Origin of the sequence: Dietzia sp. CH92 (assembly GCF_032248695.1) — a bacterium.
In the GTDB taxonomy this organism is placed as follows: Bacteria; Actinomycetota; Actinomycetes; order Mycobacteriales; family Mycobacteriaceae; genus Dietzia.
Map to the genome: position 1 here is coordinate 266748 of NZ_JAVHXC010000004.1, position 12988 is coordinate 279735.

Consider the following 12988-nt stretch of genomic DNA (forward strand, 5'->3'; position numbering starts at 1 on the left):
CCGGCCGAGCATCAGCAGGGCCGCGGACGCCGCCGGCGTGACAGCCCCGCAGCGCCACAGCCCTCAGATGCGCTGCATCCCCGCCTTACGCTGCGAACGTGGTCCACCGCGCCAGCGCAAGTCCCCGATATCTGACAACGAGCCAGCGCGGGTCGACAGGGCAGCGCATCTGCCGCCAGGTGTGCTGGCGAGATGCACGGCCGGGCATCGGAAGACCCGCGCGGACGCCACCGGCGGGCAGAACGGCGGGCCGGGCGTCGGCGGGGCAGGCGCGGGCGTCGCCGTCGTGACAGACCCACAGCGCGACTGCCCCCAGATGTGCTGCGTCCCCGCCTTACGCTGCGAACGTGGTCCACCGCGCCAGCGCAAGTCCCTGGATTCTGGCAATGAGCTAGCGCGAGCCGACGGGGCAGCGCATCTGACGCCAGGTGTGCTGGCAAGAGGCTCGGCCGGGCGTCGGCGGGACAGGCGCGGACGCCGCCGGCGGGCCGGGACGGCGGGCGGGTCCCACCTCATGTGGCGGGCCCGCCCTACGCGTCACATCGGGGCGATCGGGTGCTTGCGCGGCGGCTCGTTGCGGATCTTGTCCCGCAGCTGGCGCAGCGCACTGCGCAGCACCAGGCGGGTCTGCGACGGCTCGATCACCGCGTCGATGTATCCCCGCTCGGCGGCCGTGTACGGCGTCGCGATGAACTCGTTGTACATGTCGATCAGCTGCTTGCGGAGCTTCGGGCCCTCCACCGGGCCCGCCTCCTCGATCTGACGACGCTGCAGCAGGTCCACCGCGCCCTCGGCGCCCATCACCGCGATGCGGGCGGTCGGCCACGCGAAGTTCAGATCGCCGCCGAGGTTCTTGGAGCCCATCACCGCGTACGCGCCGCCGTAGGCCTTGCGGATGACGAACGTGACCTTGGGGACCGAGGTCGCGGCCACCGCGAAGCCCATCTTGGCGCCACGGTGGATGATGCCCAGCTTCTCCTGCTGCACACCCGGCAGGTAGCCGGGGGTGTCCACCACGTAGACCAGCGGGATCGAGTAGGCATCGCACAGCATCATGTGCCGCGTCGCCTTCTCGGAGGCGTCGATGTCCAGCGCCCCGGACAGGTGCAGGGGCTGGTTGGCCACCACGCCGACCGCCTGGCCGTCGACCCGCGCGAAGCCCGTGATGATGTTCGACGCGAACTGCCCGGAGGTCTCCACGAACTCGCCGTCGTCGAACATCCGGATGAGCACGTCGTGCATGTCGTACGCCGCGTTGTCCGAGTCGGGGATGATCGAGTCCAGGCTGAGATCGGACTCCGTGACCTCCGGCTCGAGACCCGGGTTGATCACCGGCGGCTTCTCCGCGGCCGAGGACGGCAGGAAGCTCAGCAGGTTACGCACGTACATGAACGCGTCGTGCTCGCTGACCGCCACGTGGTTGACGTTGCCGTTCTTGGCCTGCTGCAGCGCCGAGCCCAGCTCCTCCATCGTCACGTCCTCGCCGGTGACCTGACGGATGACGTCGGGACCGGTGACGAACATGTACGCCTGGTCCTGCACGGCGATCACGTAGTCGGTCGTCGCGGGCGCGTAGACGGCCCCGCCCGCACACTTGCCCAGCATGATCGAGATCTGCGGGACGTACCCCGACGCCGGGTACTGCCGGCGGGAGATCTCCGAGTAGTACGCCAGCGACGTCACCGCGTCCTGGACACGGGCGCCACCGGAGTCGTTGATGCCGATGATCGGGCACCCGACCTTGATCGCGAAGTCCATGATGGCGCAGACCTTCTTGCCGAAGCCCTCGCCGACCGACCCGCCGAACACCGTGTTGTCATGCGCGTACACGGCCACGGGACGACCGTCGATGGTGCCGCGGCCGGTCACCACACCGTCGCCGAACGGGTTGTCCGGGCTTCCCGGGGCCTTCGCGAGCTGACCCATCTCCACGAAGCTGCCCGCGTCGAGCAGCTCGGCGATCCGCTGACGGGGAGGGGTGTGCCCGGCGGCGTCGCGGCGGGCCTTGGCCCGCTCACTGCCCGGGTCCAAGGCCTGCTCGGTCTTGACCCGCAGTTCCGCGAGCTTCTCCGCAGTGGTCCTGGCCGTCATGCGTCTGATCCCTTCCGTCCACCCGCGTCGAGCTCGGTGAGCCGACGCGCCAGATGCTTACCGACCGTACCGACCACCGGCTCGTCGACCATCGCGAGGTGGTCCCCCTCGAGATGCACGACCTCCAGATCGGTCACCACGCGGGCCCACCCGCCGTCCGGGTCGATATGCGCGTACCGCGGCTCCAGCTCGATCGCGCCGTCGTGCATCCGCTCCGCGCGGTACAGCACGAACGGCACCTCGGCGCCGACGCCGGCCCACGAGCCCATGTCCGCACTCTGCAGGATGCGGTTGTCCACGAAGCTCGCCCGCTGGTGCTCGATGACACCGCCGCCCATCGCGTTGGCCTCGGCACCCAACACGTTCATGAGCATGTCCAGCACGCCGTCCTCACCGTGCTCGGCGAGGAACTCGCGCGGCACCTCCACGTCGAGGCCATAGGTCCGCTTGGCGAACTCGGAATAGCGCCGCCAGCGGGCCTCGGCCTCGTCGAGGGTGTCCGGGATCGGGTCCGACGGCTGCACGGTGTCCAACAGGACGACCAGCGACACCTCGTCGCCCGCCGCCCGCAGCTGACGCGCCACCTCGACGGCCAACGCCCCGCCGAACGACCAGCCGCCGAGGGCGACCGGGCGCCCCCCGGCGAGCTCGCGGATACGGTCCAGGTAGCTCGCGGCCCGCTCCTGCAGGGGGCCCTCGACGCGCTCGACGCCGTACACCGGGGTGCCCTCGCCGAGCCGCTCGACGAGCGGTTCGTACACGAACGACGACCCGCCGGCCGCGTGGAACAGGAACAGCGGCGTGCGCCCCTCCCGCCCCGGGGCCAGCACGCGGATGTTGCCCTCCACGGCCACCTCGGTGAACGGACGCAGCAGATCCGCGACCTCGGCGATCGTCGCCGCCCCGGCCAGCTGCTCCGCGGTGATGTCGCCGCCGGAGCGGTCCGACAGTCGCCGGGCGAGCGCCTCGCGGGTGGCGTCGTCGAGCGGGGGGAGCTCGCCGGTCACGCCGGGTGCCGCCGCACCGGTGACCACGGCCCACGCACCGAACGCCATGCGCTCGGTGTCGTCGCGGGGCGCGATCGCCACCGCGGCATCGCCCGCCGCGCCGAAGCCGGCCGGACCGCCGTCGTCGGCGGAGCCGCCGTCGCGCAGGGCGGCCACGTCCACGGCGCCCTCGCCGCGCGCCTGCTGGGCGGCCAGCTCGCCGACCTCCTCCGGGTTCTCCACGGCGAAGCGGACCATCTCCGCGACATCGTCCAGGGACGCGTCCCGCATCGCCTGCAGCTCGAGGGGCGGGATGGAGAACTCGTGCTCGACGCGGTTCTTGATCCGCACCGCCATCAGCGAGTCCAGGCCCAGGTCCAGCAGCGGCAGCTCCCTCGGCAGGTCGTCGGGGCTGTACCCCATCGAGGACCCGATGATCCGGGCCAGGCGGTCGCCGATCGCCTCGCCCGAGTCAGGACTCCAGCGGGTGTCGACCTCGTCGTCGTCGTCACCGTCGTCGTCCCCGACCACCGGGGCGTCGGACTCGGACGACACGAAGTGCGTCATCTCCGGCGCCGACGACGGGTCGATCGGCGCGCCACCGGCCACCGCGCCCTGCGCGACCAACACGAACGGCGCCGACTCCTCGCCGGACCGCGCGTGAACCTGCAGCGACGCGCCGCCGGGGTGCGGGGTGAGGGTCGTGGTGACCGATCCCGACGCCGGGAGGACACCGGGCCGCTCGACGGCGGTGAGGGTCGCGCCCTCGATCACCGCGGCCGCCGCGGCGGACATCAACGCGTCGACGCTGGGCACGACCTCGGCGCGAACCTGCCACGCGTGGCGGCCGTCCGGCAGCGCGACGTACGCACCCGGCATGCGGCCGTCTCCGGACGCGCCGCCACCCGCGGTGACCTGCGGCCACAGGGTGCGGCGCTTCCACGCGGTGCCCGGCACGGGCGCGTACCGGCCGGGACCGGTGACGTAGCCGTGGATCATCTCCACGACGCTCGGCATGTCGATGGTGTGCCCGTGGACGTACAGCTGCGCGATCGCGTGCAGCAGCGTGTCGGCCTCGGACTCCTTGCGCTTGAGCGCGTGCAGGAGGTTCGGCTCCATGAGCCCGGCGTCGAAACACGTCGCGGCCACCGACATCGCGGCGACCGGGTTGGGCGCCAGCTCGAGGAACGTCACGTACCCGGCGTCGACGGCCTTGCGCACGGCGTGGGTGAACCACACCGAGTGCCGCATGCCCTTGACCCAGTACTCCTCCGCGTGGACCGGCTCGTGACCGGCGCGGTAGAAGGTCTCACGGTCGACGGAGGAGAACAGCCCGGAGGTGAGCGCGTGCGGCTCGAGGCCGGCGATCTCCGCGGCCAGCTCACCGAGCAGCATGTCCACGTCCGAGGTGTGCCCGGCGCCGCGGACCTGCAGCTGGCGCGCGAACTTGCCCTGCTCCTCGACCCAGGCCACGAACTCGGCGACGGGCTTGGCGCGGCCGCCGACCGTGGTGTGGGTGGGCGCGGCGTAGACGGCCGGCTCGATGGAGGCGAACCGCGGGTTGTCGGCGATGATCTGCGCGATCTCCTCGGCGGAGTACTCGACCAGCGCCATCGCGCCGGCCTCCTCCTCGGACACCTGGCCCTCGGCGTCGCCCATGAGGCGCGAGCGCACGCAGATCACGCGCACCGCGTCCTCGAGGTTCAGCCCGCCGGTGGCGTACGCGGCGGCGACCTCCCCCATCGAGTGGCCGATGACGGCCTCGGGCTTGGCGCCGAGCGCGCGCAGCGTGTCGACGAGCGCCACCTGGATCGCGAAGATGCCGACCTGCGAGTTCTCGAGCTCGTAGGTCTGCGAGTCGTCGAGGATCAACTCGGCGATCCGGTAGCCGGCCTCGAAGTCGATGAGCTCGTCCACCGCGTCCAGGCACGAGGCGAACAGCGGGTTGGACAGGTACAGCTCCTTGGCCATCTTGCGGTGCTGGGAGCCGAAGCCGGAGAAGACCCACACGTCGCCGGTGCCGGCGGGGGCGTCCGCGCTGAACACGCCGGGGCCGGGGTCGCCGGCGGCCAGCGCGCGCAGCCCGGCGACGAGTTCGGCGCGCGTGTGGCCGACCACCGCGCCACGGGAGCGGCCGTGGTTGCGGGTGGCCAGGGTGCGGGCGACGGCGCCGAGGTCGATCGAGTCGTCCTGCGCCTCGAGCCAGTCGGCGATCTGCCCGGCGGTGGCCTTGCGGCGCGAGGGCAGCGACGCGGACACGACCAGCACGGTGGCGGGCGCGCCGGGCACCGAGGTGCCGGTGGTGGCGAGCTCGTCGGCGTTGCGCGCCACGGCGTCGGCCACGCACCGCGCGACGTCGTCCTCGGTCGCCGTGCCGGCGGAGGCTGCGCCGTCGGTGGTCGCCGCGGTCGGGCCGGCGTCGACCGCCGCGTCGGCGACGGTGTCCGACAGGGTGTCGACGACGAGCCCGACCGGCTGCGGCTTGTACTCGGCCACCACGACGTGGGCGTTGGTACCGCCGAACCCGAACCCGGAGATGCCGGCGAGGGCGCGCCCGCTGTACCGCGGCCACGGGGTGGTCTCGGTGACCACGGACAGCCGCGCGGCGTCGAAGTCGATGTACGGGTTGGGGCCCGCGTAGTTGATGGTGGGCGGGACGGCGTCGTGCTGCATGCCGAGCACGATCTTGGCCAGGCCCGCGGCACCGGCGGCGGACTCCATGTGCCCGAAGTTGGTCTTGGCCGAGCCGAGCAGGGTGGGGCGGTCGGCGTCGCGGCCGCGGCCGAGGACCTGACCCAGCGCGGTGGCCTCGATGGGGTCACCGAGGATCGTGCCCGTCCCGTGCGCCTCGATGTAGTCGACCTCGCGCGGGTCCACTCCGGCGTCGGCGTACGCCTGACGCAGGACGGAGACCTGGGCGTCGGGGTTGGGTGCGGTCATGCCGTTGGAGCGGCCGTCGGAGTTCACCGCGGAGCCCTTGATGACGGCGAGGATCTGGTCCCCGTCCCGCTCGGCCTCCGACAGGCGCTTGAGGATGAACACGCCCCCGCCCTCCGCGCGGCAGATGCCGTTGGCGTCGGAGGAGAACGCCTTGATGCGACCGTCGGGGCTGAGGGCGGCGCCGGTCTTGGCGAAGCCCATCGTGGCGGCGGGGGCGAGCATCATGTTGACGCCGCCGGCCACCACGAGGTCCGACTCGTGCAGTCGCAGCGAGTTGACGGCCTCGTGGATCGCCACCAGCGACGTCGAGCAGGCGGTGTCCAGCGTCATGGACGGTCCGCGGAAGTCGAACGTGTACGAGATCCGGTTGGAGATGATCGAGTTCGACGCGCCGGTGACGGCGTACGGCGAGGCCGCGGCCGAGTCCGAGGTGAGCAGGACCTGGTAGTCGCTGGACGAGGAGCCCATGAACACGCCGACCTCGCGGCCCTTGAGGTCACTGGCCGGGATGTGCGCGTTCTCCAGGGCCTCCCACGTCAGCTCGAGCGCGAGCCGCTGCTGCGGGTCGACCATCTCGGCCTCGCGGGGGCTCATGCCGAAGAACTCGGCGTCGAAGTCCTTGACCTCCGTGTCGTCGAGCCAGCCGCCGCGGTCCGGCGCCTCGGACAGGACCTGCTGGACGTAGGCGTCGCCCGCCCACTCCGACCAGCGGGAGTCGGGGCGCGGGGAGGTGGCGTCGCGGCCGGAGGCCAGCAGGTCCCAGGTCGCCTCGGGGGTGTCGGCGCCGCCGGGGAAACGGGTGGCGAACCCGATGACCGCCACGTCGAACTCCATGCCGGCGCCGCGCTCGCGGAACGTGTGCAGGTCGGTGGGCTCGTCGGTCTCCGCCGGCCCGTTGACCACGTACTCGGCCAGCGAGGCGATGGTGGGGTGCTGGTAGGCGACGGTCGCGTCGAGCGGCCGCCCGATGAGGTCCTCGAGGTCCGCGGACAGGGACACCGCGTCGCGGGAGGACAGACCGTACTCCTCAAGCGAGCGGTCGTCGGTCACCTTGGAGACGTCGAGCCCGGTGGCCCGGCAGACCCAGCCCCGCATCCACTCGCGGAGCTCAACTACCGTCATCTCGCTCTGTGCCATCGTCGTGGCCCGCCTTTCCTGAAGGTGTCGTCCGGTGTGTCCCGTCGCGGCGGGGCACCCGTGGTGCCTTGAACCGGCCCGGCCGGGCGGACGCTACTGCGTCGGCAGGTCCGGGAAGGCGGTCTGCTGGTGGCCCCCGCGCAGTGTGCCGTCCACGTACGCCGCCTTGCAGGCGCGGCGAGCGATCTTTCCACTAGAGGTGCGGGGGATGGATCCCGCGGGGACCAGGAGCACGTCCTGGGCGGTGACGCCGTGTCGCGCGGAGATCGCCGACCGGACCGCGTCCGCGATGGGACCCGGGTCGGCCTTGCCCGCGCCGGGCGCACGCTCGCCCACCACGACGAGCGTCTCCGAGGAGTCATCGGCGGCGATGTCCGCGCCGTTACGCGCCTCGACGGGCAGCTGGTTGGCGGGCACCGAGAACGCGGCCACGAATCCGGGCCGCAGGGCGTCGGAGGCGCTCTGGGCGGTGTTCTCCAGATCCTGCGGGTAGTGATTACGCCCGGCGACGATCACGAGGTCCTTGACGCGGCCGGTGATGTAGAGCTGGCCGTCGACGTACGCGCCGTAGTCCCCGGTGCGCAGCCAGCGCGCGTCCTCGGGCACGGTGCCGAACTCGCGGACGGTCTTGGACCCCTCCTCGAGGCGCTCGACGAGCCGGTTGCCGAAGGTGGCCTCGGACTCCTCGGTACGACCCCAGTAGGCGCGGCCGACGTTGGTGCCGTGGAGCCAGATCTCACCGACGCGGCCCTCCGGCAGCTCGCGGCCCGTGCCGTCGTGCTCCCCGGTGGCCTCGTCGATGTTCGCCTCGACGATCGCCGCCCACTGGCTGGGGGCGACATAGCCGCAGGCGACCTGCGGGATGGCGTCCTCGTTGCCCTCGACCTGTCCCGGGTCGAGGACGGTCATGACGCCGCGGTTGAGGTCGGTGCGGTCCACGTGGATCACCACCGCCTCGTCGTCGCGCCGAGGCGACGAGACGAACAGGGTCGCCTCCGCCATGCCGTAGGACGGCTTGATCACGGTGGGCGCGAGCCCGTAGGGGGCGAACGCCTCGTTGAAGGCGCGCATCGACGCGGGGGTGACCGGCTCCGAGCCGTTGATCAGGCTCGTGACGCCCGACAGGTCGAGGGTCTCGCCCTCCTTGGGCAGGCCGCGGCGGGCGGCGTGCTCGAACGCGAAGTTCGGGGCGGCCGCGAACACGCCGTCGCCGCCGGCCTGGGCGCCGAGCTGGGAGACCCACCGGCCGGGGCGCTGGACGAACGCGCGGGGGCTCATCACGGTGATGGTGGCCCCGCCCATGGCGGGCAGGATCACGGTGAGCAGGCCCATGTCGTGGAACAGCGGCAGCCAGGTGACGCCGCGCGAGGCGCGGGTCAGGCCCAGCCCGTCGAACAGCTGCATGACGTTGGTGACGACGTTGCGGTGGGTGATCTCCACGCCGGCCGGGACGCGGGTCGAACCGGAGGTGTACTGCAGGTAGGCGATGTCGTCGGCCCCGAGGTCCGGTCGGGTCCACCCCGACCCGAGCTCGTCGGGGATGGCGTCGACGGCGACGGTGCGCGGACGCTCACGTGCGGGCAGTGACTTGAACAGCGTGCGGACGCCGGCCGCGGACTCGGTCGAGGTGAGGATGACAGCGGGCGCGCAGTCCCCCAGCACGGCGTGGAGTCGGTCGTGGTGACCGGGCTCGTCCGGGTCGAACAGCGGCACGGCGATGAGGCCGGCGTGGATCGCGGCGAAGAAGGACACGATGTAGTCGAGGCCCTGCGGGGCGAGGATCGCCACCCGGTCCCCCGGCTTCGCGACCTGCTGGAGGCGGGCCGCGATGGCGTAGAGCCGATCGCCGAACCGGGTCCACGACAACTCGTGCACCTCCCCCTCACGGGAGGCCGAATAGTCGATGTACCGGTAGATCAGCCCGTCCTCGGCGGGGTCGCGGCGAGCTGCGGAGACGTTGGCTTCGACGAAGTCGACAAGGGTGGTGCGATCAGGGATGACGATCGCCCCACTGGCGTCGTGGTACTGCTCGAACTCCACGTTGCTCCGTTCCGATCCGTCCTACGTTGGTCGACGTCGTCGACCACGGATATGCCGGGTGCACTGACGACAAGCTTGGTCGATCCTACAGCGTGCCCCAGGGCACATCCGAACTCCGAATCATCCCCTCGCCTGGTGTGTCGCCCGTCGGCCCCCGCACGGGCGGTCGGCGACTACTCGTGGGCGATCTCCGGGGCGGCGTCGACGAGCTCGGCGACGTGCCCGATGGTCCACTCCGGCACCGTGGTTCCCGCGATGACGTCGGGGTTCGTCGCATATATGGCGTGGATGGCGTTGTTGGCGACGAACTCCTGGAACCGGGCGGCGCCGTCGACGATGTTGAGCGGGGCGTTGCAGATGAGGTCGCGCGAGTCGCAGATCTGTGCGGTGCGGTCGGCGAGTACGCCGAAGCCACCCGGCCGCGGCCCGGTCATGGTGGCGCCCGCGATGAGCTGGGTCAGCCCGGTGGCCGGCTGCAGGGAGATCTCCATGCCCTGGCCGTTGCCCGGCGACAGCCCCGGGGACTGGCCCTCGCCCGGCAGTCGACGGCCGTCGGCGATGAGGATCGAGCCCCGCACCGACTCGGCGGGGACGGGCCCGTTCCCGGTGCCGATCTCGTTGGTAAGGTCGCCGGCGATCACCGCGCCCTGGGAGAACCCGAGGAGGATGAACGAGGTGTAGGGGCAGCGCCCGTGCGTGGCGACGAGCTCGGCGCGGGCCCGCTCGGTGCCCTCCGCGCGGCTCTGGTCGTACGTGATCTCGGCGGGCCGCTGCGGGTTCCGGAACTGCGCCACGTACGGGACCGTGAACACCTCGAGCCGGTCGTCCGGATACCGCTCGCTCAGCGGGTCGGTGATCGTCCGCAGCAGCGCGTTGGGCAGGAACGTCGGGTTGTACGGGTCGTCGGTCGGGCTGCTCTCCCACGTCCCCGGGACGGCGATCATCTCGACGTCCGGGCAGTCCGCGGGCTGGGTCAGCTCGGGCTCCTCCGGCCCGGGCAGCGGCCCCTCCGGCCCGGTCGGCAGCCCGCGGTTCCCGAGCCACCACCCGATGCCGAGCACCAGCAGGACCACCAGGACGAGGGCACCCACCGAGCATCCGAGACGGCGGGCTCCCCCGCGACGTGTTCCGCGTGCCACGATACGAACTCCTTCCCGACCGCCCACGCGTCTGTGGGGGCCGACGATCGGTTCAACGCCCCGCGGTGCGCACGGGTTCCTCGGGCGGGGGCGGGGTGGCCGGGCTCACCCGGGTCGGCGGGCGCCACGCACCCGCCGGGCTACGGGCAGAGCTGCCCGGCCGAGGCGTCCACGACGATCCTCGACAGCTCGTCGACCTCGCGGTCCGAGTAGCCGCCCGCCGCGATCTGACCCGCGACCGCGTCGGCGATCGTCGTGGTCTCGTCCGCGGCCCCGCCGGTGGTGCGGATCCGGCAGATGGTGTTCCCGGCGGCGACGAGCGAATCCGACAGGTCCGCGGTGTCGATCCCCTCCTTCTCGAGGGCGGAGAGATAACCGCGCTCGCGCGCGCCGACGGCGGGGGCGGTGTACCCCGGCGCGTCGGGCGAGACCGGCGCCGGCGCCTCGGTGTAGCGGCCGGAGTCCTGCGTCGCCGGGACCCGAGACGAGTCGGCGGAGCCGCCACCCGGGGGCGGGGCGAGCGTCTCGGAGTCGGGCACGCCGGAGACGGTCGAGTCCCCGCCGCCGCAGGCGGTGAGCACGCCCCCGGCGACGAGGAGCGCCGCACCCAGCGCGAGTGCGCGGGGCCTCACGAGATCTCCGCCCGGCCGCCGGACACCGTGATCCGACCGCCCTCGAACTCCATCACCTGACCGTCGCGGGTGTTGCGCAGCGGGCCGGTCGGGTACCCGAGCCGGCCGCGCTCGTAGTCGACCGTGCCCCACGCGTCGAAGACCGGGCCGCGCGGCACGACGTGGGCGCCGGTGCGCGGGGACCAGTAGATCGCGCCGCCCTGGAACCGGCTGAACGCGCCCCGCCGGGTATCGAGCGCGATCTCGTCGGTGACGGGGTAGCCGAGCTCGGAGTTCTCCGCCCCCGCCTCCCGGTAGGCCTTGAGGATGTCGCCCTCGACGACCTTCGGGCCCGTCTCCTCGGACCAGTACACCGTCCCGCCCTGGAAGCCCTGGACGACGCCCGGCTTGTTGGGGTTGGTGATCTCGTCGGTGGTCGGGTAGCCGAGCTCGCCGCGCTCGGCGCCGCGCTCGGCCCACATCGCGCGGATACCGCCGCGGACGGCGTGGGCACCCGTGGTGGGCGACCAGTAGATGACGCCGTTCTGGAACGTGGAGAACCGGCCGCGCCCGTCGGGGGTGGTGGTCTCACCGGACGTGGGCAGGCCGAGGACACCGTCCGGCCCGCCCTCGGCCTGGTAGGCCGCGCCGATCGCGCCGAGCACCGAGTGGGCGCCGGTCTGCTGCGACCAGAAGACGCGGCCGAAGCGGAAGTCGGTGGCCTTGCCGCCACGGACGTCGTACTCGCCCGTCAGACACGGCCCGAGCCCGGGCTGCCGCTCGGCCACGCGCGCGATCTCGCCCTCGGCCGCGCACGGCTGCTCCACGTTCTCGATGCCCACCGCGGTGGCGAACTGCGGCCACGCCTGCGTCATCTCGAACTGCCAGTACGGCCACGTGTGGGTGCCCGACGGGCGGAAGTTGGCGGTGACCTCGACGCCGGCGGCGCGGGCCTTGTTGACGAAGGTCTGCGTGGTCATCCGCGACAGCAGCTCGAGGCCGTAGCCGGGGAAGTTGGTGGGGATGTCCGGCAGGCCGGACGGCTGGTCCCACGGCCCGGTGTTGCCGCTACCCGCGGAGACGTAGACGCTCTGCCCGCGCATCTTCTCCGTGTGCAGCTTGGGATCCTGCTCCTGCCACCGCTCGGAGCCCAGCGGGCCCCACATGTTCTCCGCCGGGTAGCCACCGGCGTCCTGCATGGCCACCTTGATGGCCTCGGGCATGCCGAAGCTGGTGGTGTCGAGGAAGCCGGAGTAGCTGGCGGCGAACTGGAAGTGCTCGGGGTAGCGCTGGGCGAGCATCATCGCGGCGGTGCCGCCCATCGACAGCCCGGCCACACCGTGCTTCTCGCCGACGCGCCAGTCGCGCGCGAGCAGCGGCGGCAGTTCCTGCATGAGGAACGTCTCCCACTGGTAGGCGTCGCCCTTGGCGTCCGAGACCCAGTCGGTGTAGAAGCTCGACTCGCCGCCGACGGGCAGGATCACGATCGCGTTCTTCGCGTCGAAGAACTGCGAGATCTTGGTCTCCAGCGTCCAGCCGCTGGCGTCATCGCGGGCGCGCAGCCCGTCGAGCAGCAACAGCGACGGGTAGCGACGCTCCGGTTCCGCGTTCCACCGGGCCGGCAGCATCAGCTGGACCTGCACGGCCTGCTCCATGGCCGGCGACTGGACCCACAGGGCGACGCGGTTGGCCGACTTCCACTCGACCTTGTCCAGGCGCACGCCGGACGGCGGCGCCGAGGGCACGCGCAGGCTCGGGGCGTCGGGCGCGGTGGCGGCGTCCGGGGCGGGGGTCGCGGTTGCCGACTGCGTCGGGCCGGACTGCGACGGCGACGGGCGGGTCGGCGTCTCCTGCGCCGCGGCGACGGGCGGCAGGACGAGTCCGGAGCCCACCACCGACGCCACGAGGGGTGCCGCGAGAAGGGAGGCCCACCGGGAACGGGGGCTCGCGTGTGCGCTGGGGGTCGCCATGTGTTGTTCTCTTTCTTGCCGCGTCGTCTCGCCGGATCGTCTGGTGGGCGCGCGTCGCACCCGGCACGCGTCAC

General features: G+C 72.3%; 6 protein-coding genes. All 6 read right to left on the reverse strand.

Annotation, left to right across the window (positions count from 1 at the left end):
* Positions 1-537: 537 nt before the first annotated feature.
* On the reverse strand, positions 538-2091 hold the full coding sequence (locus tag RWK90_RS10585; protein ID WP_314037540.1) for an acyl-CoA carboxylase subunit beta: 1554 nt from the start codon (positions 2089-2091) through the stop codon (positions 538-540).
* Positions 2088-7154 carry a polyketide synthase Pks13 gene (gene pks13 / locus RWK90_RS10590; protein ID WP_314037541.1) on the reverse strand — a complete coding sequence of 1689 codons (5067 nt, stop codon included), beginning with the start codon at positions 7152-7154 and terminating at the stop codon, positions 2088-2090. The genes RWK90_RS10585 and pks13 overlap by 4 nt, the downstream gene beginning before the upstream one ends.
* Before the next feature lie 93 nt (positions 7155-7247).
* Positions 7248-9194 carry a long-chain-fatty-acid--AMP ligase FadD32 gene (gene fadD32, locus RWK90_RS10595; protein ID WP_314037542.1) on the reverse strand — a complete coding sequence of 649 codons (1947 nt, stop codon included), beginning with the start codon at positions 9192-9194 and terminating at the stop codon, positions 7248-7250.
* Between the two features lie 173 nt (positions 9195-9367).
* The gene (locus tag RWK90_RS10600; protein ID WP_314037543.1) at positions 9368-10333 is read right to left on the reverse strand and encodes a cutinase family protein; all 966 of its coding nucleotides are present in this window, start codon (positions 10331-10333) and stop codon (positions 9368-9370) included.
* 140 nt (positions 10334-10473) lie between these two features.
* A complete protein-coding gene (locus tag RWK90_RS10605; protein ID WP_314037544.1) occupies positions 10474-10965 on the reverse strand; it encodes a DUF732 domain-containing protein in 492 nt (163 codons plus the stop codon).
* On the reverse strand, positions 10962-12914 hold the full coding sequence (locus tag RWK90_RS10610) for an alpha/beta hydrolase-fold protein (protein WP_314037546.1): 1953 nt from the start codon (positions 12912-12914) through the stop codon (positions 10962-10964). Before RWK90_RS10610 ends, RWK90_RS10605 begins: the two co-directional genes overlap by 4 nt.
* Positions 12915-12988 lie beyond the last annotated feature (74 nt).

Excerpts from the sequence above, each read along its gene's own strand:
- pks13 (WP_314037541.1), bottom strand. The coding sequence starts at position 7,154 with ATGGCACAGAGCGAGATGACGGTAGTTGAGCTCCGCGAGTGGATGCGG.
- RWK90_RS10610 (WP_314037546.1), bottom strand. The coding sequence starts at position 12,914 with ATGGCGACCCCCAGCGCACACGCGAGCCCCCGTTCCCGGTGGGCCTCC.
- RWK90_RS10585 (WP_314037540.1), bottom strand. The coding sequence starts at position 2,091 with ATGACGGCCAGGACCACTGCGGAGAAGCTCGCGGAACTGCGGGTCAAG.